A 23,804-nucleotide genomic window follows, 5' to 3' on the forward strand; every position below is an offset into this window, starting at 1 on the left:
CGGGTCGGGCGCGGTTGCAGGCCGGCCCAGCCGCCGAGCAGGATGCGCTCCGGCTGGTGGAGATTGATCAGGTTGGACAGTCCGGCGCCCAGGTATTCGGCCGTCTCCTCCAGGACCGCCACCGCCACGGGGTCGGGCTCCGGAGCCCCGGCCGCGGCGAGCATGGCGGCGACCGCGGCCTCCTCGTCGAGACCGGCGGGGATCGCCGCCCCCGCCTCGCGCCAGCGCTCGATCAGCGCCTCGGCCCCCGCGTACGCCTCCAGGCAGCCCGCCGAGCCGCATCGGCAGCGTCGGCCGCCGACGTGGACGGTGGTGTGCCCCCACTCCCCGGCGCTGCCCTCCACGATCTGCCCGCCGGCGACCACGCACGCGCCCACCCCGGACCCGCACAGGACGATCACCGTGTCGCCGGCCCCGCGCCCGCCGCCGAACCACATCTCGGCCCGCCCGAGCGTCTGGGCGCCGTTCTCGACGAAGAACCGGCCGCCGGCCGGGTGGACGGCCGAGGCGCGCAGCATCGCCTCCAGCGGGACCGCGTCCCAGCCGATGGTCTGCCCGTGCACCACGGCGCCGTCGGGCGAGGTGCGGTCCACGATGCCCGGGACGCCGACGCCGACGCCGAGCAGCCGCTCGGCGGGCACCCCCGCGCGCCCGATGACCTCGGCCACCCCGTCGCTGACGTGCCGGACGATCGCCTCGACGTCGTAGTCGCCATGATCGAGTCCGTGCTCGGAGCGCGAGAGCTCGGTCAGCGCGAGGTCGAACAGCTCGACCCTGACCCGGGTCTCGCCCACGTCGACGCCGATGAGGAAGGCGTGGTCCGGGACGACGCGCAGCAGATTGCGCGGGCGGCCGCCGTCGGAGTCGACGGTGCCGGCGTCGGCCACCAGCCCCTCGCCGACCATCTCCGCGGTGATGGTGCTGATCGAGCCCGAGCTGAGGCCGGTCGCCGGGCCGAGGGCCTGCCGGCTCATCGGCCCGTGGAAATACAACTGCCGCAGAACGGCGCCGCGGCTGTTGCGTCGCAGATCACGGACGGTCTGCCTGTTCGGACTCGCCATGGAGCTCCCTTCCCCGAAGGCAACCTATCGCTGCCGGGCCCTTGACGCGACAGTTCCCTCAGGTATTAACTCAAGCCTTGAATTAAGCCTTGAACTGCTCATCCACCCCCCTGGTGCTCCTGAAAGGGACGACCTCGATGAACGGATTACGAGCCGCGACGGCCATCACGCTTCTCACCGCACTCACCGCGACCGGCTGCGGCGGCGGCGGGCAGGCGGGTGGCGCCGAGGCGCCGAAGACGCTGACCTACTGGGCGTCCAACCAGGGCCCCAGCATCGAGGCCGACAAGGAGATCCTCGCGCCGGAGCTGAAGAAGTTCGAGCAGCAGACCGGGATCAAGGTCGAGCTGGAGGTCGTGCCCTGGTCCGACCTGCTCAACCGCATCCTCGCCGCCACCACCTCGGGCCAGGGGCCGGACGTGCTCAACATCGGCAACACCTGGTCGGCCTCGCTGCAGGCGACCGGCGCGCTGATGCCCTGGGACGCCGCCGCCTTCGGCAAGATCGGCGGCCGGGACCGGTTCGTGGAGTCGGCGCTCGGCTCCACCGGCGCGGCGGGCAGCGACCCGGCCGCGGTGCCGCTCTACTCCATGGCGTACGCGCTCTACTACCACAAGAAGGCGTTCGCCGACGCGGGCATCGAGCGGCCGCCCGCGACCTGGGACGAGCTGGTCGCCGCGGGCAAGAAGCTCTCCACGGGCGGCAAGTGGGGCCTCGGCGCGGAGGGCTCGAACCTGTCCAACAACATCCACCAGGTCTTCGTGCTCGCCAAGCAGCACGGCGCCGACTTCTTCGACGCCACCGGCAAGGCCGACTTCACCTCCGACGGCGCGGTCGCGGCCGTGAAGCAGTACGTCGACCTCATGGCCACCGACAAGATCATCGCCCCGGGCAACGCCGAGTACGACAAGAACCAGTCCCTGCAGGACTTCGCCAAGGGCGACACCGCCATGATCCTGTGGCAGACCGCCGCCGCCACGCTCGAATCCCACGGCATGAGCCCGGACAACTTCGGCGTCGCGCCGGTCCCCGTCGCCTCCGGCACCCCGGGCACCGGCCGCAACGTCAACTCCATGGTCGCGGGCATCAACCTGGCCGTCTTCAAGAACACCGACAACCTCGACGGCGCGCTGAAGTTCGTGAACTTCATGACCGGCGACGAGGAACAGAAGATCCTCAACAAGACCTACGGCTCCATCCCGCCGGTCAAGGCCGCCCAGCAGGACGAGGCGTTCGGCACCCCGGCCCTGTCCGTGCTGCGCGAGACCCTCGCCACCAGCGCCGCCGCGCTCCCGCAGGTGCCGGCCGAGTCGCAGTTCGAGACCGCGGTCGGCACCGCGGTCAAGGAGCTCTTCGCCGACGCGGCGTCCGGCCGGGCGATCACCACTGAGCTCGTCAGGGAGCGCCTGACGAAAGCCCAGCAGCAGATGCCGTGAGCCGGGCAGCCGTCACCCGGCGCCGGGCGAGCCTGCCGTACCTGCTGCTGCTCCCCGCCGTGCTGCTGGAACTCCTCGTGCACCTGGTGCCGATGCTCATCGGCATCGTGATGAGCTTCAAGGAGCTGACCCAGTTCTACATCCGGGACTGGGGCGCCGCCCCATGGCGCGGGCTGGAGAACTACCGCGTCTCGGTCGACCTCGACGCGCCGGTCGGCCGCGACCTGCTCAACTCCTTCTTCGTCACCTGCGCCTTCAGCGTCCTGGCGGTCGCCCTGTGCTGGCTCATCGGGACCACGGCCGCGATCTTCATGCAGGACGCCTTCCGTGGCCGCGGCCTGCTGCGGGCGGTCTTCCTCACCCCGTACGCGCTGCCCGTCTACGCCGCGGTCATCACCTGGGCGTTCATGTTCCAGCGCGACAACGGCATGGTCAACCACGTCCTGCATGACCAGCTCGGCCTGGTCGACGAGCCGCCCTTCTGGCTGCTGGGCGGCAACAGCTTCCCCGCGCTCGTCGTCGTGGCCGTCTGGAAGACCTGGCCGTTCGCGTTCCTGATGATCATGGCAGCCCTGCAGAACATCCCCGGGGAGCTGTACGAGGCCGCCTCGATCGACGGAGCCGGCGTCTGGCAGCGCATCCGCAAGATCACCATGCCGTCGCTGCGGCCGATCAACCAGGTGCTCGTCCTGGTGCTGTTCCTGTGGACGTTCAACGACTTCAACACCCCGTACCTGCTGTTCGGCGAGGCGGCGCCGGAGCGGGCGAACCTCATCTCCGTGCACATCTACCAGTCCTCGTTCGTCACCTGGAACTTCGGCGCGGGCTCGGCCATGTCGGTCCTGCTGCTGCTCTTCCTGCTCGTCGTGACGGCCGTCTACCTGCTGGCCACCTCCAGGGGAAGGAAGTCCCGTGCCTAGCGCCCCGCCCCGGTCCTACGTGTGGGCCCGGCGCGTGTTCCTGACCCTGCTGACCGGCTTCGTGCTGCTGCCGGTGTACGTCATGGTCAGCAGCTCGCTCAAGCCCCTGCAGGACGTGTCGGGCAAGTTCCGCTGGCTGCCGAGCAGCGTGACGATCAGCCCGTACATCGACATCTGGGACACCGTTCCGCTCGCCCGCTACTTCGTGAACTCCCTCGTCGTGGCGGGCGTGGCCACCGTCTTCTCCGTGGCCATCGCGATCTTCGCCGCCTACGCGGTCAGCCGCTACGACTTCCCCGGCAAGCGGGTCTTCACCGTCACCGTGCTGTCGACGCAGATGTTCCCGGGCATCCTGTTCCTGCTGCCGCTGTTCCTGATCTACGTCAACATCGGCAACGCGACAGGCATCGCCCTGTACGGGTCGCGTACCGGGCTGATCCTGACCTATCTCACCTTCTCGCTGCCGTTCTCCATCTGGATGCTGATCGGGTACTTCGCCTCCATCCCGCGCGCCCTGGACGAGGCCGCGGCGGTCGACGGCTGCGGGCCGGTGGCCACGCTGTTCCGGATCGTCATCCCGGCCGCCATCCCCGGGATCGTCGCCGTCGCCGTCTACGCGTTCATGACCGCGTGGGGCGAGGTGCTGTTCGCCTCCGTCATGACCAGCGACGCCACCCGCACGCTCTCGGTCGGCCTGCAGGGCTACGCCACCCAGAACAACGTCTACTGGAACCAGGTCATGGCCGCCTCGCTGGTCGTCAGCGTGCCGATCGTCGCCGGGTTCCTGCTGCTGCAGCGCTACCTGGTCGCCGGGCTCACCGCCGGGGCCGTCAAGTGACCCCTGCCGAAAGGACCGCCGTGACCCAGCCCATCGACCTCGCCGCCCTGCCCGGTGACTTCACCTGGGGCGTGGCCACCTCGGCCTACCAGATCGAGGGAGCCGTGGCGGAGGACGGCCGATCCCCGTCGATCTGGGACACCTTCTCCCGCACCCCCGGCGCGATCGACCACGGCGACACCGGCGACGTCGCCTGCGACCACTACCACCGCTGGCCCGGGGACGTCGCGCTGATGAAGGAGCTCGGCGTCACCTCCTACCGGTTCTCCGTCGCCTGGCCCCGCATCGTCCCCGGCGGCGACGGCGCGGTGAACCGGCGGGGACTCGACTTCTACTCCCGGCTCGTCGACGCCCTGCTGGACGCCGGCATCGCGCCGAACGTCACCCTCTACCACTGGGACCTGCCGCAGACGCTCCAGGACCGCGGCGGCTGGCCCGCGCGCGACACCGCCGCGCACTTCGCCGCCTACGCCTCCGTCGTCGCGGGCGCGCTCGGCGACCGGGTGGGCCAGTGGGCCACACTCAACGAGCCGCTCTGCTCGGCCTGGATCGGCCACCTCGAAGGCAGGATGGCGCCCGGGATCACCGACCTCGCCGCCGCCGTCCGCGCCTCCTACCACCTGCTGCTCGGCCACGGCCTGGCCGCCCAGGCGGTGCGCGCCGCCGCGCCCGGCGCGCGGGTCGGCATCGTCAACAACCTGTCCACCGTCGAGCCCGCCACCGCGTCCGACGCCGACCTGGCCGCCGCCCGGCGCATGGACGGCCACACCAACCGCTGGTGGCTCGACCCCGTCCACGGCCGGGGCTTCCCCGCCGACATGCTGGAGACGTACGGCGTGGACCTCCCCGAGCGGCCGGGCGACCTCGCCACGATCGCCCAGCCCCTGGACTGGCTCGGGCTCAACTACTACTTCCCGGCCGTGGTGGCCGACGATCCCGCCGGGCCGCCGCCCCACGCCCGCCAGATCCGCAGGCCGGACGTGCCGCGCACCGGCATGGACTGGGAGGTCGACGCCGGCGGGCTGGAGGAGCTGCTGATGCGGCTGACCCGCGAGTACGGCGCGCGCACGATCCACGTCACCGAGAACGGCTCCGCCTACCCCGACACCGTCGGCCCCGGCGGCGCCGTCGACGACGCCGAACGCGTCCGCTACCTGGAGGAGCACCTGGCCGCGTGCGCCCGCGCCGTCCGCCGGGGCGCCCCGCTGGCCGGCTACTACGCCTGGTCGCTGCTGGACAACTTCGAATGGGCCTACGGCTACGACAAGCGCTTCGGCCTGGTCCACGTCGACTACGCGACCCAGCGCCGCACCGTCAAGAGCAGCGGCCGCCGGTACGCCGACCTCATCCGCGACCACGGCCTGCTGACCGGGGGCGCCGTGCCGCGCCGGCCTCACCTGCCGGGGACGACGACCCGGGCGACCTGCGAGCCCAGCCATCCGGCCCCGTAGTACAGCCGGGGCGGGATGCGCGACAGCAGCGGCGAGTGCCGCCGGCCGAGCAGCGTGAGCATCTGCAGCGGCGGCAGGCCGATGTAGCGCGGCAGGTTCTCGTACCACCGGGCGCTGTAGCGGGCCGCGCGCTGCGTGGACCGGATCGCGGCCATGCGCTCCCGCTCGTAGCGCTTCAGCGCGTCCGGCAGCCCCGGGGCGTTGTGCAGCGCGTTCGCCAGATACGCGGCGTCCCCCAGCGCGAGCGCGGTGCCGGCGCCGATGGAGTAGTGCGTGGTGTGCGCGGCGTCGCCGAGCAGGACCAGGTTGCCGCGGTGCCACGTCCGGTTCGTCAGCGTGCGGAAGTTCAGCCAGCGGGCGCCGCCCTCGGCCTGGCCCCGGCCGATCAGCGGGTGGCCGTCCAGGATGTCGGCGAAGAGCTTCTCCAGCAGCGCCAGCGTGTCGGCCTCGTTCGCCTCGTGCAGCCCGAGGCCCCGCCAGGTCTCCGGGAAGCACTCGATGACGCACGTGCTGCGGTCGGCGCCGTACGCGTAGCCGTAGCACCAGATCCAGCCGTGCTCGGTCTCGGTGAAGGCGAAGGTGAAGGCGTCGAAGACCTTGGTGGTGCCCAGCCAGACGTACGGGTTGCGGCCGGTCGTCACCTCGGTGCCGAAATGGGCGGCGTGCCGCTCGCGCAGCACGCTGCCCGCGCCGTCGCCCGCGACGATCAGGTCGGCGCCGGCCAGCTCGTCCTGGCCGGTGATCTCCCGCTCGTACTCGACCCGGACACCGAGCGAGCGGGCCCGCTCGGCCAGGATGGCGAGCAGCTCGCGGCGGCCGATGCCCAGCCCCTCCTCCGCGTGCTCCAGGATCACCGTCGAGCGGTCGTGGATGTGCGCGGCCCAGCTGTCCCAGCTGACCGAGCCGGCCACGATGGCCCGCGCCGACTCGGGATCGGACCCGTGGAGAGCGAGCAGCATGTCCTCCCAGAAGGTCACGCCCCAGCCGTACGTCGAGCCCGCCGGGTTCCGCTCGTAGACGGTGATCTCCCGGGCCGGGTCCGCCAGCTTCATCAGGATCGAGAAGTACAGGTTGGCCGGCCCGCCGCCGACGCAGGCGATATCCACGAGAACCCCTAAGTCACTGTTCGTCACCATTCATTACTTACAGTAACAGGCGGGTGTGGCGAGCCCGGCCGCAGTGTCAAGCAGTGGCGAGCCGATCGTCCGGGTGCCGCAGGCCGTACATGCGGGCCGCCTGCTCGCGGGCGTGCAGGCGGATCAGGTCGGGCACCCGGTAGCGGCCGGGCCCGGCGGGTTCGAGCAGGCGGACGTCGAGGAGAACGGTGAGCGCGGCCTCGGCGCGCCGTTCGGGCCAGCCGGTGAGCGCCGACGCGGCGGCCGCCGTGCACGTGGCCGTGTCCGGGAGCGCGAGCATGAGGAACGCGTGCGCGGCATCGTAGCCGGCGGGCTCCTCGGGCAGGTGCTCCAGGCTGACCGCGATGCTGTCGCGGATCGACAGGTCGGCGTGCTGGAGCGCGTCGAGGCGGCGGCCGGGGTCGGCGAGCTGGCCGGCCAGCCACGCCAGCGTACGGTCCGGCCGGGCGGCCAGGCGTGCCGCCGCGATGCGGAGCGCGAGCGGAAGACCCCCGCAGTACCGGACGATCCGCTGCGCCGCCTCCGGCTCCCGGCGGATCCTGGCCGGATCCCCGAGGCGGTCGAACAGCGCCGTGGCGTCGGCGTGGCCCAGCGTGGTCAGCCGGGTGTGGCTCGCCAGCTCCAGCGAGGTCATGGTCTGGCGGCTGGTGACGACGACCGCGCAGGCCGGCCCGGCGGGGATGAGCGGCCCCACCTGGGCGGCGTCCAGCGCGTCGTCCAGGATGACCAGCAGGTTCCGCGCCGAGGTGAGCGAGCGGTACCGGGCGACGGCCTCGTCCAGCGTGGACGGCACGGCGTCGAGCCCGAGCGAGCGCAGCAGCCGGCTCAGCGCCCCCAGCGGCGACAGCGGCCGCCGCCCCGGGGTGGCCGCGCGCAGGTCGACGTAGAGGACGCCGTCGGCGAAGCGGCCGGCGACACCGTGCGCGGCGTGGACCGCCAGCGCGGACTTGCCGACCCCGCCGGCGCCGTCGATCGTGGCGACGGCCGGCGTTCCCGACGGCGGGGCGGTGAGCGTCTCGCGCAGCGCGGCGAGCTCCACGCCCCGCCCGGTGAACGCCCGGGTGCCGGCGGGCAGCTCGATCGGGATGACGGGCGCGGCGAGCGCGGCCCGCTGCGCCGGGCTGCGCCGGTCCAGCGCCGGGTCCCGCCGCAGGACCGCCTGCTGCAGCCGGCGCAGCGCGGGGCCGGGCTCGATGCCCAGCTCGTCGATCATGATGCGGCGGGTGTCCTGGTAGACGTCGAGCGCCTCCGGCGAGCGCGAGGCCCGGTACAGCGCCAGCATCAGCTGCGCACGCGACCGTTCCCGCAGCGGGTGGGCCTGGACGTGCGCGGTCAGCACCGGCACCACGTCGTGGTGGTCGCCCGCCCCCAGCCGGAGATCGACGTGGTCCTCCAGCGCGGACAGGCGCTCCTCCTGCAGGCGGGCCGACTCGGCCTGGGCCCACGGGGCGGTCATGCCGGCCAGCGCCTCCCCGCGCCACAGCGCCAGGGCCCGCCGGAACAGGCCGTCCGCCGTCGCGACCTCGCCCCGCGCCCGAGCGGCCCTGGCCTGGCCCGCCAGGGCCGAGAACAGGTGCGCGTCGATGTGCTCGCGGGCGAGGTTCAGCTGGTAGCCGCCCGCGACCGTCGCGATGACCTCGTCGTCCTGATACGGCGCGAGCAGGCCGCGCAGCTTCGACACCACGATGTGCAACTGCTTGTCGGCCGTCGTCGCCGAGCTCTCGCCCCACACCTGTGTCAGGAGCTGCTTGGCGGCGACCGGCTGGCCGGCGCTCAGAGCCAGCCTGGCCAGGACGCCCACCCGCCGCTCGCCCGCCAGCGCGGCCGGTTCGCCGTGCGCCGTGATCTCCCAAGGCCCCAGGATCTTGATCTCCAGCCCCATCAGGGCTCTCCCTGTCACTTGCCGGGGGCGGGGAAATGGAGAATGGAGGGATACCCCCTCGCCCCCGTCGCAGTGGGTATCCGCGCGGCCGGACGCAACTTTACGGACGGGCGATATGCGGCAGTGTCCGGTGAATGCCCTACAAAACGGTCCGGCTACAAACCGGCTCGCCACCCCACGGGCCCGCGACCCGCGGGCCCGTTACAGGACGGGCTCGCTACAGGATGGGCTCGTTGAGCTCGGCGAGCGTGATGACGCCGTCGTCGAGCGCGCGGCCGACGAGCTCGCTCTTGGTACGGGCCGCGCGCCCGGCGTTGGCGTACTTGATCCGCACCCGCGTGATGTAGGTGTCGACGGTCTTGACGGTGATGTTGAGCTTCGCCGCGACGAGATCCTTGGACGAGGACACGAACCAGGCCCGCAGCACCTCGGTCTCACGCTGGGACAGGCGCGGCCGGTCGGGGGAGTCGTCGGCGATGATCGCCCCGGACAGCGACGGGCCCGTGTAGGGCTCGCCGCGCGCGGCGGCGCGGATGGCGGGCACCAGGTGCTCGGGACCCTCGCGCTTGGTCAGGTAGGCGAGCGCGCCCAGGTCCACGCATTTGATCGCGGTCGCGTCATCGGTGTGCTGGGAGTAGACGATCACGCGCCTGCCGTTGTCGACCAGCCGGCGCAGCTCGCCGAAGTCGGGCCTGCGCGGCACCAGCTCCAGGTCGAAGATCACCACGTCGGCCTCGCCCCCGGGACCGGTCCAGACGTCGGCGAGCCGGTCACCGGCGTCGATGAGCTCGATCGGCGGCACGGCCTGGGAGCACCAGAAGCGGACGCCGGCGGCGATGGCCGTGTGGTCGTCCACGATCACCGCGGTGATCAGTTCGTCGGTTGCCATTGGGCCTCCATCCACACCGTCTCGTCGTTCTGCAACGCCTCCACCCGCACGCCGGGCGTCGCCGGGCTCGGCACGCTCACCTCGCCGCAGTCCGCGACCACGCTGACGGACACCAGGCCGGCGCCGCCGGTGACGGTGACGCGCGCCCGGGAGGCGGCAGTGGCGAGCATGATGACGACCGCCTCGGTGAGATCGCGCCGGACGGCCACGGGCGGCGCGGGCCACTGGCCGCGCGCGTCCAGCTCCACCACCACGCCCCTGCGGTCCGCCACGTCGACGCAGTGGCGCAGCTCGTGCAGCAGGGGGTCGGCGACGGAGTCGGTCTCGGCGAACAGCCGGCGCATCCGGGCGGCCTCGATCGCGCTGCGGCGCTGCACCGCCGGGTCCTCAGGGCGCAGCGAGCCGTCCGCTAGCCCCTCCAGCAGCGGGACCGTCGTCGCCGACAGCTCGGCGAACCGCTGCTGCCTGCGCCGGTGGAACTCGGCGGCGACCGCCTCGGCGACGCGTACCCGCTCGATCTCCTCACGCGAGGCCGCCGCCGCGGCGCTGAGCCCGTGCAGGATGCCCGCCACCACGGCCACGCACAGCGGGAAGCCGATCACCGTCACCGAGCCGGTGGCGAACCGGGCCAGCGCCTGCCGGCTGGACCCCTCCAGCACGAGCAGGTTCAGCAGCGCGGTGAGCTCGTGGGCGATCAGGAACGACACGATGACCCGCAACGGGCGGTCGAGCAGCACGACGACGCCCACCCAGTTGGCCGCGCCGAAGATCCAGTCCACGGTGGTCGAGGTCCGCCCGTCGGGCAGGGTCGCGTACGACAGCATGGACGCGGCGAGGACGACGGCGATGGCGGGCAGGCGCAGCCGGTCCCACGAACGCCGCCGGACGAGCAGCACGGCCTCCCCGGTCAGCACCACGGCCAGGAGCCCCAGGGCGGCGAACTGCGTGAGCGGCCACTCGTAGCGGTCCAGGTGGTGCAGCAGGTTGGTCAGCCCGAGCCCGCCCACGATCACCAGGGCGATGAGCAGCGTCGCGACGCGCAGGCCGCGCCGTAACCGCGCCCGCGTCGCCTCCTCGACGGCGTCACCCATCGGCGTCACCCATCGGCCGCACCGTCGGCGCGCCATTCCAGCCTGACCAGGGTGCCCTCGCCCTCGGCGGTGGTGATCGTGGCCGTGCCGCCGATGCGGTCCATCCGGCCGCGCAGCGACTCGCGGATGCCGCGCCTGGTGAACGGCACGTCCGAGGGCGAGAACCCCTTGCCCCGGTCGGCGATGTCGAGCCGCAGCGCCCGCGCGTCCCCGCGCAGCCGCACGGTCGCCCGCGTGGTGCCCGCGTGGCGGCGCACGTTGGTGAGAGCCTCCCCGGCCGCGTCGGCGAGCGCCGTGGCGACGTCGTACGGCAGCGGCAGCCGTGGGGGAGCGTCGAACTCCACGGCCAGTTGCGTGGTGCCGAGGTCGGCGCGCAGCCGGTCGACCAGGTCGGCCTCGCCGCCCGCCCGCCCGCCGTCGGAGCGCAGCCGGTCCAGGTCGCGGCGCGCCTGCGGGGCCAGCCAGCCGGCGTCCGAGCGCACCTGACCGGTGCCGACCATGAGCAGGGTCGTCGCGGCCGTGTCGTGCAGGGAGTTGGCCAGCTCGCGCTCCTCGGCCCGGACCGCCTCGGCGACCAGCGACTCGCCGCGCGCCCGGACGGCCTCGGCCGCCATCCGGTCGGCCCGTTCGGCGGCGTGGTGGACGAGCACCCAGGCCACCCTGGACAGCGCGGCGGCCGGTATCGCCCACAGCACCCCCGAGACCAGGCTGCTGTCGGCCCGCTCGGCCCCCGCCGCGATGAAGAGGGCCGCCGCCCCGCCCCCGGCCGCCACGGCCGCGATGCCGCCCACGAACGGCGGGGTGTGCCACTGGAAGGTCACGCAGGCGAAGGTGATCAGGAGCCGCAGCCATCCGGTGTTGCGGTCCCCGACGGCGTCGGTGAGGAAGACGCTCGCGCACAGGCCCAGCAGGACGAGCACGTCGAGGGCGATCGGCGCGTTCCCCCGGCCGGCGCGCATCCACCAGGCGTAGCCGCACGTCCAGGCCGCCGCGACGGCGACCACGGCGGCGGTCGCCGGGAGGTTCCCGGCGGAGGCGCGGAACAGGGCGATGCCGCAGATCGGCACCAGCGTCGCCAGGCGCACCGCGGCCGCGTAACGGCGGCCGAAGCGCACCAGCAGCAGTGCCGCCTCCCCAGCCACCGGTCACCCCTCAGCCGTCGCCCACGATCTCCGTCACGCAGCCTAACGAGTACTGGCGTTCATGTTCGCGCTATGGGCAAGCTCCTCCCGGTTCAGGGCTGGACGTGCACGAACTCGGCGCCGAGCAGGTCGGCCACCGCGCGCAGGTCGGCGGCCCGATGGCCGGTGCCGAGCGCCCAGTGGTGGGAGATGCCGGTGGCGCTCCAGGCGTCGGTCCATTCGCCCGGGTCGCAGCCGAAGTCCACCCGGGAGGTGGTGTTGCCGATCCGCAGCAGCGGGCCGGGCACCACCTCGCCCTGCGAGACGACGAAGCCGAACGCGCCGTCGCGCCGCTGCCGCAGGCCGAACGCGGTCACCGGCCCCCGCGTCACGTCGAACTCGACCGAGACGCCCCAGCCGCGTTTGCCGTGGTAGACGCCGAGACCGCGCAGCAGCGGCCGGTGTGAGCTGATCGCCAGATGCGCCGGTCCGTCGTGGCCCATCTCCACGTGGCCACGGGCGAAGTCGAGCGCCTGCAATTCGGTGAAGGAGCCGCCGCCGCCCAGCCGGTCCATGACGAGCATGGCCAGCGAGGTGCGCAGCTCGTACTCGCCGGCCGCCGGGATGCCGCGGGCGGTGAGCAGGGACGCGCCGAGGATCATGCCCGCGCCCAGCCGCTCGTGGATCTCCCCGTCGAGCCCGCGGTGGTAGTAGGCCAGGCTGTCCAGCTCGAAGTCGGACACCAGCCGGTCGAGGCCCACCGAGACGCGGGCCGCCCACGACAGGTCGTCCTCGTTGACGGTGTCGGCCAGGTCGAACACCTCGCGGGCCAGCTCCGTGCGCTCCCGCGCCTCGGCGTCCGTCACCTTCTCGACGCGGACCCGCAGGTCGTCGAACTCCAGCACCTCGACGTGCCCGCCGAAGTTGGCGCTCACCAGCGTGAGGTCGCTCGCCACGTCGAGCATGCCCGGGTACAGGTGGCCCATCAGGCCGTGCCGGCCCCGGCGCAGCGCCGCCCTGACCCCGGCCGCGCGCACCCAGCGGCCGATCTTGTCCCACGCCCGCTCGTCCTCCAGGTAGCCGGAGACCGAGCGGAAGGGGATGTCGCAGCGCAGGAACGCGTTGGCCATCTCCGGCAGCGGGCAGGCGCCGCAGTAGGCCAGCCACTGGCCGGTGTCGAAGGTGGCGTGGTCCATGGACTCCGTCGGCTGCAGGTTGATCAGCAACACGGGCGCGCCGCTGCGCTGCGCGATCGGCACGAGCATGGTGGCCGTCATGTACGTGGTGAGGAAGCCGACGATGAGATCGCAGCCGGCCTCGCGCAGCCGTTCGGCGGCGGCGGCGCCCTCCTGCGCGTCGGAGATGAAGCCGACGTCGACCACCTCGCAGTCCAGCGCCTTCATCCGTTCGGCGACCCGCGCGGACGAGCGCTCCAGCTGGGGCAGCAGGTCGGGGAACTGCGGCCAGTACGCTCCGAGCCCGCCGGCCACCAGCCCCACCTTGGTGCGGGGCGGGGTGACACGGGTGAACGTGCTCATGAGGCTCTCCCTTCGGTCAACGGACTTCGACCTCGATGATGCGCGTGTAGTCGTTGGCGCCGTTCGACGCCAGGGCCACGATCCGGACGGCGTCGGCCCGCACGGGCGCGAAGTCGGAGCGCACGCTGCCCGCGACGTTGCCGCGCACCTGCGCGACCGTCTGCCACTGGCCGTCCAGCCCGGTCTGGACGTCCCAGTCGCGCAGCCCGACCGAGGAGGCCGGGTAGCGCTCGGTGTCCAGCGTGTACAGGTCCACCCGCGAGACCTGCTTGACACCGCCGAGCGCGACGTCGACGGTGTCGGGCCATCGGCGGCTCGTGGCGTCGTTCCAGCCGTTGCCGCCGGCCCAGCCGTTGGAGCTGACGTCGCCGTCGGCGACGCTGCAGGGCGGGTAGTTGGCGTTGGTGTGCTGGGAGGAGGCGGTCACGGGCCGGCGCAGGGCGAGGTTGCCCCCGTTGGGGAGCCGGTCCGGGGTGACGACCTCGACGGGTACGGCCAGCGTCTTCCGGCCGGCCCGCAGCCGCAGGCCGTACTCGCCCTCGGGGGTGCCGGGAGGGACGGCTACCAGCAGTTTCGCGGCGAGTTCGTGGCCGGGCGGCAGGTAGCTCGACAGCATCGAGCGGGAGGCCGTCAGCGGCTCGCCGATCTCCACGAACAGGTCGGCGTACGCGGGCTTCCGCGCGTCGCTGCGCATGCCGATGTCGATCTTGGCGGGGCAGGCGGCGTCGACGCCGAGCGGGGCGAGCAGCCGGTCGGCGCCCGCGATCGGGGTCAGCTCGCCGGTGCCCTTGGACGTGCCGGGCCTGACCTTGACGGACGGGACCGAGGGCGGCCCGCTCTCGGCGGGCGCGGGGGCCGGGTCCTGGGCCGTGGCGCTCGCCCCCGGCGAGGCCAGCAGGGCCGCGGCGGCGGTGACGACGGCGAGCGCGCCGGTGAGGTTTCGCATGGTCGTTCCCATCTGTCAGAGCGCCTGCAGGCCGGGGACACCGTCGAGCGTCACCAGGCTGGCCCTGGTGGAGACCGGCGCGCCCGGGCGGTCCACGTACGCGACGGCCCTGAAGTCGGCCCGCCACTGGCTCCGGGTGACCTCGCACGAGACGTAGCCGCGCTGGTAGCTGGAGAAGCGCAGATGCGGGTTGACCGGGTCGCTGCCGCCGGGCGGCAGGCCGGTGGCGGGGTTGCCGTTGCCGCCGCTGCTGATCGAGGTGCCGACGAACTCCACGCCTACGGTGGCCGAGGCGGGGTCGTCGAAGTTCGCCTTGAGCTCGCCCGCCAGGTTGTAGTGGATGTCGCCGGTGAGCACGACCGGGTTGCTGACCTCGCGCTCGGTCATGCCGGTCAGCAGGCGGTCCTTGGCGGACTTGTAACCGTCCCACAGGTCCATGCTGAGCCGCTGGGCGGGCGAGGGGTCGTAGTCGAGCTGCATCAGGGCGATCTGCTGGGCCAGCACGTTCCACTTGGCGCCGGAGCGGCCGAGGCCGTCGAGCAGCCACTTCTCCTGCTCGGCGCCGAGCATCTGCCTGCCGGGCGTCAGGCGCTCCTCGCAGCCGACCTGCTGGCCGTCGCCGCAGACCTGGTCGTCGCGGTACTGCCGGGTGTCGAGCACGTTGAACTCGGCCAGGTCGCCGAAGGTGAACCTGCGGTGGATGCGCGCGTCGGGCCCCTGGACGGGCGGCACCCGGATGGGCAGGTTCTCCCAGTAGGCGCGGAAGGCGTTGGCGCGGATCACCAGGTAGTCCTGCTCGCTCACCTCGCCGCCGGGCCCGTGCTGCCCCGCCCAGTTGTCGAGCACCTCGTGGTCGTCCCAGGTGACGATCCACGGGGCTCGCTGGTGCGCGGCCTGCAGGTCGGGGTCGCTCTTGTAGAGGCCGTACTGGACGCGGAAGCGGTCGAGGGTGTCGCACTGGACGCGGAACTGCTCGGGCACCGGGGTCCGGCGGTTGCCGCCCGTGGGCACGATGCCGTACTCGTAGATGTAGTCGCCGAGGTGGAGGACCACGTCGGGCTCCTCCTCGGCGAGGTGCCGGTAGGCGGTGTAGTAGCCGTCCTGCCACAGGGCGCAGGAGGCGAAGGCCAGGCGCAGGCTCTCGGGGCTGCTGCCGGGCGCGGGCGCCGTCTTGGTCCGGCCGGCCGGGCTGACATGCCCGCCGGTGCGGAAGCGGTAGAAGTACTCGCGGCCGGGCCGCAGTCCCTTGGCGTCGACGTGCACGCTGTGGCCGAACTCGGGGGTGGCCCAGGTGGAGCCGTGCCGGACGCGCCGGGTGAACGCCTCGTCCTCGGCGATCTCCCACTGCACGGCGACTCTGGCGTACGGCATGCCGCCGAGCGGCTCCAGCGGTTCGACCGCCAGGCGGGTCCAGAGGATCACCCGGTCGGGCAGCGGGTCCCCGGAGGCGACGCCGAGGGTGAAGGGGTGGTCGCCGCCCGCGGAGGCCCGCGCGGTCCAGGGGTCGGCCAGGTTGGTGGTGAAGGCGAGGGCGAGAGCGGAGCCGCCGAGACCGAGGAATGATCGGCGCGTGGGACGGTGCATGCTGCTTCCTCACGTGGGGGGTGAAAGCCCTCACTTTGTAGCAAGCCGCCACAGCTCTTAACAAGAGACGAGTTACAAGTAACAGTCTTCGTTGTTACATCTGTGCCACCTCGACGTGCCGGTGATGGTCGCGCAGCCGCTGCAGCATCTCGGCCGGGGCGTTGGAGTCGACCACGACGACGTCGAACTCGTCCAGGGCGGCCACCCGGTGCAGGGCCACCCGCGCCAGCTTGGAGCCGTCGACCGCCAGGATGCGGCGCGCTCCCGAGCGCAACATCGCCCGCTTGACCAGCACGATCTCCTGTTCCTGGTGGAAGGCGTACTGCTCGGAGATCGCCGAGGTGGACACCACCACCACGTCGGTGCTGACCGCCTGTGTCGCGTCCACGCAGCCGAGGCCGAGAAAGGAGTCATGGGTGGCGTGATATTCGCCGCCGAGCGCGATGAGCCGGATGTCGGGGGCGCCCGACAGCAGCCTGATCGCCTCCAGGAAGTTCGTCACCACGGTCAGCGGCGCCATCTGCACCAGCCGCCGAGCCACGGCCAGCGCCGTGGTGGAGTCGTCGAGCATGACCGAGCTGCCCGGCTCGATCAGGCCGGCCACCACCCGCGCGATCGCGTCCTTCTCGGCCGCGTGCGCCTGGAGCCGGTAGGCGATGTTGCTCTCCCAGACGTTGGACGCCTGGGCCGTGACGCCGCCGCGGACCTTGCGCACCATGCCCTGGCGCTCCAGCTCGTCGAGGTCGCGGTGCACGGTCATGACGCTGACGCCGAAGCTCTCCGCCAGTTCGGTCACCGACGCCGACCCCTGGCGCACGATCAGCTCGGCCATGCCGCGCCATCGGGCGGACCTGCCGGAGGAGTGCTGCCGCGCATTCACCTGAACCCCACCTCGCCTGGACGGTCGCGAATCCTACTCTTGACACCCCGCTTGAGCGACTCCTACTCTCCCCCCAACCATCACTTTTAACAGGGCTGGCTGTGAAGTTAACACCCGACCGGGATGGAGGTGGGGCGTGGGCTCGGTACGGGCATACGGCCTGAGCTGTGACCATCGCACGACCCCGCTCGGCGTGAGCGGCGCCACGCCACGCCTGTCGTGGCGGCTCGCCGGCGCCGACCCGGTGGCCTGCCTGGTGGAGGTGGACGGCCTGTGGTCCAGCGGCGAGCTGGCCGACCCGGCCGCGATCGGCGTCCGCTACGCCGGGCCCCCGCTGCGCCCGCGCACCCGCTACGACTGGCGGGTCACGCTGCGGGCCGCGGACGGCACCACGAGCACCGCCCGCTCCTGGTTCGAGACCGGCCAGGACCGCTGGACGGCCGCCTGGATCGCGGCCGACCCCGACGCGGTCGAGCACGTGGACCCGCCCACCGACGGCGAGTGGGCGCTGCGCGACCACGGCCTGCTGCCCTGCCCCCAGCTCCGCCGCTCGTTCACGATCGGCGCGCCGGTGACGGCCGCCCGCCTCCACATCAGCGCCAAGGGCCTGTACGAGGCGGCGATCAACGGCACGCGGGCCGGGGACGCCCAGCTCGCCCCCGGCTGGACCGACTACCGCCACCGCCTGCAGTACCAAACCCTCGACGTCACCTCCCTGCTCACCGGCGGCGAGAACGTGCTGGCCGTGACGCTCGCCGACGGCTGGTGGAGCGGCTTCGCCGGGTTCGACCCGCGCCGGCCCGGCTACCACTACGGCCGCTTCCCCGAGCTGATCGCCGAGCTGCACCTCACCTTCGCCGACGGCACGACGCGGGTCGTCGGCACCGACGCCGCCTGGCGCACCGCGCCCGGCCATGTCCGGCACGCCGACCTGCTCAAGGGCGAGTGTCACGACCTGCGCTCGGCCACCCCCGGCTGGGAGCTGCCCGGCTTCGACGACTCCGGCTGGCGGCCGGTCCTGGTGACGGGCCACGACCACGGCACGCTCGTGCCGTCGCCGGACGAGCCGGTCAGGGCGGTCACCCGGCTGCCGGCGGTGACGCTCACCCGGACCGGCCCCGACTCCCACGTCGCCGACTTCGGGCAGAACCTGGCCGGCCGCGTCCGCCTCGCCCTGCCCGAGTTGCCGCCCGGCACCCGCGTCACCATCAGGCACGCCGAGACGCTCGACGCGCAGGGCCGCCTCGACACCGCGAACCTGCGGACCGCCGACGCCACCGACACGATCGTCAGCGCGGGCCCCGCCACCGTGTTCGAGCCCGCCTTCACCTACCACGGCTTCCGCTACGCCGAGATCACCGGCCTGCCTCGGCCCGGTGACGTCGAGGCCGTCGTGCTGCACAGCGACACCCCGTGGACGGGCACGTTCACCTGCTCCGACCCGGAGATCGAGCAGTTGCGGCGCAACATCGAGTGGGGGCAGCGGGGCAACTTCGTCAGCGTCCCGACCGACTGCCCGCAGCGCGACGAGCGGCTCGGCTGGCTGGCGGACGCGCAGGTGTTCCTGCCCACCGCCTGCTTCAACGCCGACGTCGCCGCGTTCTTCGCCAAGTGGCTGCGCGACGTGCGCGACGCGCAGACGCCCGAGGGCGGCTTCCCCAACGTCGCGCCGCGCATCAGCGGCGTCGCCGAGGAGGGCGCGCCGGGCTGGGCGGACGCCGGCGTGATCATCCCGTGGCACCTGTACCGGACCTACGGCGACGCCGGATTCCTCGACGTGGACTCCATGGCCGCCTGGGTGGACTTCGTGCACCGCAACAACCCGGACCTGATCTGGCGCTTCCGGACCGGGCCGCACTACGCCGACTGGCTGGCGCCCGGCCCCGCGACGCCGCGCGAGCTGCTGGCCACCGCCTTCTTCCACCACAGCGCCGACCTGACCGCCAGGGCCGCGCTGGTCCACGGCCGGATCCGCGACGCCGAACGGCTGCGCGCGCTCGCTGACGACATTCGCGACGCCTTCATTAAAACGTTCGTATCGGCGACGGGCCGGCTGACGGGCGACACGCAGACCGGATACCTGCTGGCCCTGGCCTTCGGGCTGCTGCCCGGCGACCGGATCGCCCCCGCCGCCCGGCGGCTGGCCGAGCTGGTGGAGGAGCACGGCCCGCAGACCGGCTTCCTCGGCGTGAGCCTGCTGTGCCCCGTCCTGTCCGCGCACGGCCGGGCCGACCTGGCCCACACGCTGCTGCGCCGCACCGCCCCGCCGTCCTGGCTCTACCAGGTACGCAACGGCGCCACCACGATCTGGGAGCGGTGGGACGGCCGGGGGGCGCCGTCGATGAACTCCTTCAACCACTACGCGTTCGGCTCGATCGGCGCCTGGCTGTACGGCGGCGTCGCCGGCATCGGCCAGGCGCCCGGCTCGGTGGCCTACCGCGAGCTGGTGATCCGGCCGCTGCCCGGCGACCTGACCTGGGCGCGGGCCGAGTACGAATCGGCGCGCGGCCGGATCGCCGTCTCCTGGGAACGCCGCGACGACGGCTTCCACCTGGACGTGACCGTTCCGCCCGGCGCCACCGCCACCGTCCACCTGCCCGACGGGCAGACCCGCCAGGTGCCCTCGGGGGACCACCACTTCAGCACGACCGAGGAGTCATGACATGACCGACCTGCGCAACGCCCGCGTGAGCCGTGGCCAGTTCTTCCGCATGATGGGCGGCCTGGCGGTCGCGGCGGCCGCCACCGCCTGCTCGACCAAACCGCAGACCACCGCCACGACCGGCGGCCAACCGGCCGCCACCGAGCTGAAGTTCGTCGGCGTCGCCGACCAGAAGGCCCCGATGGACAAGCTCGTGGCCGCCTACCAGAAGGTCAAGCCCGGCGTGCGGCTCACCACCTCCTTCGCGCCCACCGACCAGGTGCAGACCTCCGTGCGCACCCAGCTCGGCGCGGGCAACGCCCCCGACCTGCACGTCGTCTACCCGGGCAACGGCAGCGCGATGTCGATGTCGCAGATCGCCAAGGCCGGCCTGCTGGCCGACCTGTCCGATCAGGCGTGGACCCAGACCATCCCGGACGGGTTCAAACCGGCCTTCCAGCTCGACGGCAAGACCTACATGCACTCCGCCGGATCGACGGTCATCGGCGCGATCTACAACAAGAAGGTCTTCGAGAAGGCGGGCGTGGACACGCTGCCGACGACGTGGAGCGAGTTCCTCGCCGCCTGCGACAAGCTGAAGAAGGCCGGCCTCGCGCCGATCGCCCTCGGCGCGCAGACCCCCTGGGTCACCCAGCTCATCACCTACGCGCTCGTCCCCTCGACCGTCTACGCCAAGGACCCGACGTTCGACGACAAGCAGCTCGCCGGGCAGGCGGACTTCGCCGGGTCCGGCTGGCGCGAGGCCATGGAGATGTACCTGGAGCTGCAAAAGCGCGGCTTCTTCAACGACAACCCGAACGGCACCACGTTCGAGCAGCAGATCTCCCTGGTGGCGACCGGCAAGGCGGGCATGGCGATCCAGGTCTCCGCCGTGCTGCCCGACTTCCGCAAGGCGGCCGCGTCCGCCGACGACCTGTCGATGTTCCCGGTCCCCGGGGCCGACCGGGCCGACGCCGTGTGGATCCCGGCCGGCGTCGTCGTCGGGCTCGGGGCCAGTGCCAAGGGCGCGAACGCGGCCGAGGCCAAGGCGTTCGTCGACTTCCTCGGCAAGCAGGAGAGCATCAACGCCTGGGCCGAGACGATCTCCGCGATCCCGCTCACCCAGGACGCCTCCTCCGCCATCGACCCGGCCGTGCAGTCGTTCCTGCCGTTCACCAAGGACCGGGCGGTGCCGTTCATGGACCAGCGCTGGCCCAACGCCGAGGTGCAGCCCGTCCACTTCGCCGTCGTCCAGGAGCTGCTGGCCGGCAAGTCCACGATCGACGAGGCGCTGAAGAAGATGGACGAGGCCTACCAGAAGTGACTTCTGTGAAACGCTCCCGGCTCACCTCACCACCCTGGCTGTTCGCCGCTCCCGCGCTCGTCGTCTACGCGCTGGTGGTGCTCTACCCGGCGGCGAGCGGCGTCGTCTACGCCTTCACCGACTGGAGCGGCATCGGCCAGGACATGTCCTTCGTCGGGCTGGACAACTTCGCCACGCTCCTCGGCGACGAGCAGGCGACCGGCTCCATCGGCAACACGCTGCTGCTCACCGTGGCCATCATGCTCGTGCAGAACGGCGTCGGGCTGCTGCTGGCGCTGGGCGTGAACGCCAAGCTGAAGAGCCGGGCGCTGCTGCGGGTGATCTTCTTCGCGCCCGTCGTCGTCAGCCCGGTGATGGTGGCGTTCCTGTGGAAGTACGTCTACAACCCCGACCCGTCCGCCGGGCTCAACGGGCTGCTCGGCCTCCAGGTCGACTGGCTGGGCGACCCGTCCGTCGCGCTGTGGTCGATCGCGGGCATGGTCGTGTGGCAGTACGCCGGCTACTCGATGGTCATCTTCCTGGCCGGGCTGGAAGGCGTGCCCAGGGAGCTGCACGAGGCCGCGATGATCGACGGCGCCGGCACCTTCCAGCGCTTCCGCTACGTCACCTGGCCGCTGCTCGCCCCCGCGGTGACGATCAACCTGATGCTCTCCACGATCGGCGGGCTCAAGCTGTTCGACCAGGTCTTCGCCGCCACGAACGGCGGCCCCGGCTACGCGACGGAGACGCTGTCCACGGTGCTCTACAAGCAGGCGTTCGTGTTCGGCAAGTTCGGCTACAGCACCGCGGTCGCGCTGGTGCTCGCCCTGTTCGTGGCCGCGGTGTCGCTCGTCCAGGTGTACTACCTGCGCGGCCGGGAGGTGACGGCATGAGAAGGACGTTCCTGCTGGAGATCGTCATGGTGGCGGCGGCGGTGGCGTTCCTCTTCCCCGTCTACACGCTGGTCTCGTTGTCGCTGAAGGACCCGGCGCAGATCTCGCAGACGCCGCTGGCCCTGCCCAGCCCGCCCACGTTCGACAACTTCGGCAAGGCCTGGACGGCCGCGGCACTCGGCCCGTCGCTGGTGAACAGCACCGTGATCACCGTGGCCAGCCTCGTGGCGCTGATCGCCCTCGGCTCGTTCGCCGCCTACTTCCTGGCCCGCGTGCAGACCCGGCTCGGGTACGGGCTGTACATCCTGTTCCTGCTCGGCATCGTGCTGCCGTTCCAGCTCGGCATGATCCCGCTCTACGAGCTGGTCACCGGCCTCGGGCTGATCGGCACGCACGCCGGGATGATCCTGTTCTACACCGGCATCCAGTTGCCGTTCACCGTGTTCCTCTACACCGGCTTCATCCGGGCGCTGCCCCGCGACTACGCCAGCGCCGCCCAGATCGACGGCGCCTCGCACCTGACGGCGTTCACCCGGGTGGTCTTCCCGCTGCTGCGGCCGATCACCGGCACGGTGCTCATCCTCAACGCGGTCTTCATCTGGAACGACTTCTTCACCCCGCTGCTGTATCTCGGCGGCTCCGGCTTCGAGACGGTCCCGGTCAGCGTCTTCGCCTTCGTCGGACAGTACGTCTCCGACCACGGCCTGGTCTTCGCCGGGCTCGTGCTGGGCGCGCTGCCCATCGTGGGCGTGTTCCTGGCGCTGCAGCGATACGTCATCAAGGGCTTCTCCAGCGGGCTCAAAGGATGAACGTCCACGACGTGCTGCGCGAGCCGCCGGCCAGCCACTCCCCGGCGGCCATCTGGTGGTGGAGCGGCGAGCCGCTGCGCCGCGACCGGCTGCGCTGGCAGATGGAACGCCTGGTCGCGGGCGGCGTGCGCAACCTCGTCATCCTCAACCTGGCGCCGTCGGGGCCGCTGTTCGGCTCCGACGCCGACGACCCGCCCTTCCTGTCGGAGGCGTGGTGGGAGCTGCTCGACGGGGTCTGCGCGGACGCCTTCGAGCTGGGCGCCCACCTGTGGTTCTACGACCAGCTCGGCTTCTCGGGCGCCGACCTGCAGGCCCGGCTCGTCCAGGAACATCCGGAGTTCGCCGGTCAGTGGCTGGGCGCCGACGGGTCCGTCAGCACCCGCGGCTTCGACTACCTGTCGCCCGGGGCCTGCGCCGTCCTGCTCGACCGGGTGCACGGGGAGTTCGAGCGGCGCGTCGGCCACTGGTTCGGCCGGGTGATCGCGGGCTCCTTCCAGGACGAGCTGCCGACCCTGCCCACCTGGTCGGCGACGTTCGCCGACGAGTACGCGGCCCGGCGCGGCCACGCGTTCTCCCTCGCCGAACCGGACTGGCGGGCCTACCAGCTGACCCGGGCCGAGCTGGCCGAGGAGGCGTTCTTCCGGCCGCTGGCCGACTGGCACCGGCGCCACGGCCTGCTCAACGGATGCGACCAGCAGGATCCGGCCCGCGCCGGCCACCCCGTCGACGGGGTGCGGCTCTACGCCGACTACGCCCGTACCCACCGCTGGTTCAGCGCGCCCGGCTCCGACCACCACGGCGACGCGCGGCTGCACTCCTCGCTCGCCCACCTGTACGGCAGGCCGCGCACCTGGATCGAGGCGTTCCACTCCAGCGGGTGGGGCGGCACCCTGGAGGAGACGCTCGACTGGCTGCTGCCCTGGCTGCGGGCGGGCGCCACCCTCTACAACCCGCACGCCGTCTACTACACGACCAGGCGGGGCTGGTGGGAGTGGGCGCCGCCGTCGACCGACTGGCGCCAGCCGTACTGGCGGCACCACCGCGTCTTCGCCGACGCGGTCACCCGGCTGTGCGCCGCGCTGTCGCTGGGCCGCCACGCGTGCGACGTCGCCGTTCTGCTGCCGGCCACCACTGCGCGCGCCGGCACCCCCGCCGACGGCACCCCCGCCACCGGCGACGCCGAACGGGCGCAGCGGGTGTACCGGGAGATCGTGGGCGACATGGCCTGGTTCGCCACCAGGCCCGGCGCCCTGGACCGGCTCCGCCTCGACGCCGACGTGATCGACGACGACTCCATCCGCCGCGCCACCATAACCCCCACCCCGCCCGTTTCCGCATCTCCCTCTTCTCCACCTCTCCTCCTCCCCCCCACCCCACCAGTACTC

Annotated in this window: 18 protein-coding genes and 1 pseudogene; 9 read left to right on the plus strand and 10 right to left on the minus strand. The window is 72.4% G+C overall.

Annotated elements, in window-relative coordinates; all coding sequences use genetic code 11:
- Positions 1–1,061: ROK family transcriptional regulator (locus ADY59_RS36125; protein ID WP_049572254.1), on the minus strand; the 1,061-nt coding region annotated here is incomplete at its 3' end.
- Positions 1,062–1,198: 137 nt separating this feature from the next.
- Between ADY59_RS36125 and ADY59_RS36130 the strand changes: the two genes are divergently transcribed.
- Genes ADY59_RS36130 through ADY59_RS36145 form a run of 4 tightly spaced genes read left to right on the plus strand, consistent with a single transcriptional unit; the run spans position 1,199 to position 5,706 of the window.
- On the plus strand, positions 1,199–2,497 hold the full coding sequence (locus ADY59_RS36130; protein WP_049572306.1) for an ABC transporter substrate-binding protein: 1,299 nt from the start codon (positions 1,199–1,201) through the stop codon (positions 2,495–2,497).
- A complete protein-coding gene (locus ADY59_RS36135) occupies positions 2,494–3,417 on the plus strand; it encodes a carbohydrate ABC transporter permease (protein ID WP_082310671.1) in 924 nt (307 codons plus the stop codon). Before ADY59_RS36130 ends, ADY59_RS36135 begins: the two co-directional genes overlap by 4 nt.
- Entirely contained in the window at positions 3,410–4,255 is an 846-nt protein-coding gene (locus ADY59_RS36140; RefSeq protein ID WP_049572257.1) for a carbohydrate ABC transporter permease, read from the plus strand. Before ADY59_RS36135 ends, ADY59_RS36140 begins: the two co-directional genes overlap by 8 nt.
- Positions 4,256–4,275: 20 nt before the next feature.
- Complete coding sequence (locus ADY59_RS36145; protein WP_082310672.1) at positions 4,276–5,706, plus strand: GH1 family beta-glucosidase; 1,431 nt, start codon at positions 4,276–4,278, stop codon at positions 5,704–5,706.
- Here the strand turns inward: ADY59_RS36145 and ADY59_RS36150 are convergent.
- The 9 genes from ADY59_RS36150 to ADY59_RS36190 form a co-directional block, all read right to left on the minus strand.
- The gene (locus ADY59_RS36150; protein WP_053175488.1) at positions 5,649–6,812 is read right to left on the minus strand and encodes an FAD-dependent monooxygenase; all 1,164 of its coding nucleotides are present in this window, start codon (positions 6,810–6,812) and stop codon (positions 5,649–5,651) included. The genes ADY59_RS36145 and ADY59_RS36150 overlap by 58 nt on opposite strands.
- A 76-nt stretch (positions 6,813–6,888) precedes the next feature.
- Positions 6,889–8,724 (minus strand): AfsR/SARP family transcriptional regulator, encoded by a 1,836-nt coding sequence (locus ADY59_RS36155; RefSeq protein ID WP_049572265.1) that lies wholly within the window; start codon positions 8,722–8,724, stop codon positions 6,889–6,891.
- 217 nt (positions 8,725–8,941) lie between these two features.
- Positions 8,942–9,613: a response regulator gene (locus ADY59_RS36160; protein WP_049572268.1), complete on the minus strand. Its 672-nt coding sequence runs from the start codon at positions 9,611–9,613 to the stop codon at positions 8,942–8,944.
- Complete coding sequence (locus ADY59_RS36165) at positions 9,595–10,704, minus strand: hypothetical protein (RefSeq protein WP_156325938.1); 1,110 nt, start codon at positions 10,702–10,704, stop codon at positions 9,595–9,597. Before ADY59_RS36165 ends, ADY59_RS36160 begins: the two co-directional genes overlap by 19 nt.
- A 5-nt stretch (positions 10,705–10,709) precedes the next feature.
- Positions 10,710–11,846, minus strand: coding sequence for a sensor histidine kinase (locus tag ADY59_RS36170; protein ID WP_049572275.1), 1,137 nt, complete (start codon positions 11,844–11,846; stop codon positions 10,710–10,712).
- Between the two features lie 92 nt (positions 11,847–11,938).
- A complete protein-coding gene (locus ADY59_RS36175; RefSeq protein ID WP_049572276.1) occupies positions 11,939–13,363 on the minus strand; it encodes an L-fucose/L-arabinose isomerase family protein in 1,425 nt (474 codons plus the stop codon).
- A gap of 16 nt (positions 13,364–13,379) precedes the next feature.
- Complete coding sequence (locus ADY59_RS36180; RefSeq protein WP_049572280.1) at positions 13,380–14,309, minus strand: discoidin domain-containing protein; 930 nt, start codon at positions 14,307–14,309, stop codon at positions 13,380–13,382.
- Between the two features lie 15 nt (positions 14,310–14,324).
- A complete protein-coding gene (locus ADY59_RS36185) occupies positions 14,325–15,893 on the minus strand; it encodes an alkaline phosphatase D family protein (RefSeq protein WP_049572284.1) in 1,569 nt (522 codons plus the stop codon).
- Between the two features lie 94 nt (positions 15,894–15,987).
- Positions 15,988–16,773 carry a DeoR/GlpR family DNA-binding transcription regulator gene (locus ADY59_RS36190; RefSeq protein ID WP_082310675.1) on the minus strand — a complete coding sequence of 262 codons (786 nt, stop codon included), beginning with the start codon at positions 16,771–16,773 and terminating at the stop codon, positions 15,988–15,990.
- Positions 16,774–16,909: 136 nt separating this feature from the next.
- On the opposite strand from ADY59_RS36190, the gene ADY59_RS36195 reads away from it, so the two are divergent.
- From ADY59_RS36195 to ADY59_RS36215, 5 genes and pseudogenes are all read left to right on the plus strand, one after another.
- Complete coding sequence (locus tag ADY59_RS36195) at positions 16,910–19,435, plus strand: glycoside hydrolase family 78 protein (RefSeq protein WP_049572290.1); 2,526 nt, start codon at positions 16,910–16,912, stop codon at positions 19,433–19,435.
- 1 nt (position 19,436) lies between these two features.
- Positions 19,437–20,738: an extracellular solute-binding protein gene (locus ADY59_RS36200; RefSeq protein ID WP_049572294.1), complete on the plus strand. Its 1,302-nt coding sequence runs from the start codon at positions 19,437–19,439 to the stop codon at positions 20,736–20,738.
- A 5-nt stretch (positions 20,739–20,743) separates the two neighbouring features.
- On the plus strand, positions 20,744–21,610 hold the full coding sequence (locus ADY59_RS36205; protein WP_231619060.1) for a carbohydrate ABC transporter permease: 867 nt from the start codon (positions 20,744–20,746) through the stop codon (positions 21,608–21,610).
- Positions 21,607–22,419, plus strand: a complete 813-nt coding sequence (locus ADY59_RS36210) for a carbohydrate ABC transporter permease (protein ID WP_049572300.1) — start codon at positions 21,607–21,609, stop codon at positions 22,417–22,419. Before ADY59_RS36205 ends, ADY59_RS36210 begins: the two co-directional genes overlap by 4 nt.
- A pseudogene (locus ADY59_RS36215) lies at positions 22,416–23,804 on the plus strand (hypothetical protein); the annotation flags it as partial. The gene ADY59_RS36210 and the pseudogene ADY59_RS36215, both read left to right, overlap by 4 nt.

It is taken from the genome of Nonomuraea sp. SBT364, from assembly GCF_001083785.1.
Lineage (GTDB): Bacteria > Actinomycetota > Actinomycetes > Streptosporangiales > Streptosporangiaceae > Nonomuraea.

Bases quoted from the DNA above. Each gene is read 5' to 3' on its own strand.
- ADY59_RS36130 (WP_049572306.1), top strand. From the start codon at position 1,199: ATGAACGGATTACGAGCCGCGACGGCCATCACGCTTCTCACCGCACTC.
- ADY59_RS36155 (WP_049572265.1), bottom strand. From the start codon at position 8,724: ATGGGGCTGGAGATCAAGATCCTGGGGCCTTGGGAGATCACGGCGCAC.
- ADY59_RS36160 (WP_049572268.1), bottom strand. From the start codon at position 9,613: ATGGCAACCGACGAACTGATCACCGCGGTGATCGTGGACGACCACACG.
- ADY59_RS36165 (WP_156325938.1), bottom strand. From the start codon at position 10,704: ATGGGTGACGCCGTCGAGGAGGCGACGCGGGCGCGGTTACGGCGCGGC.
- ADY59_RS36175 (WP_049572276.1), bottom strand. From the start codon at position 13,363: ATGAGCACGTTCACCCGTGTCACCCCGCCCCGCACCAAGGTGGGGCTG.
- ADY59_RS36180 (WP_049572280.1), bottom strand. From the start codon at position 14,309: ATGCGAAACCTCACCGGCGCGCTCGCCGTCGTCACCGCCGCCGCGGCC.
- ADY59_RS36185 (WP_049572284.1), bottom strand. From the start codon at position 15,893: ATGCACCGTCCCACGCGCCGATCATTCCTCGGTCTCGGCGGCTCCGCT.
- ADY59_RS36200 (WP_049572294.1), top strand. From the start codon at position 19,437: ATGACCGACCTGCGCAACGCCCGCGTGAGCCGTGGCCAGTTCTTCCGC.
- ADY59_RS36210 (WP_049572300.1), top strand. From the start codon at position 21,607: ATGAGAAGGACGTTCCTGCTGGAGATCGTCATGGTGGCGGCGGCGGTG.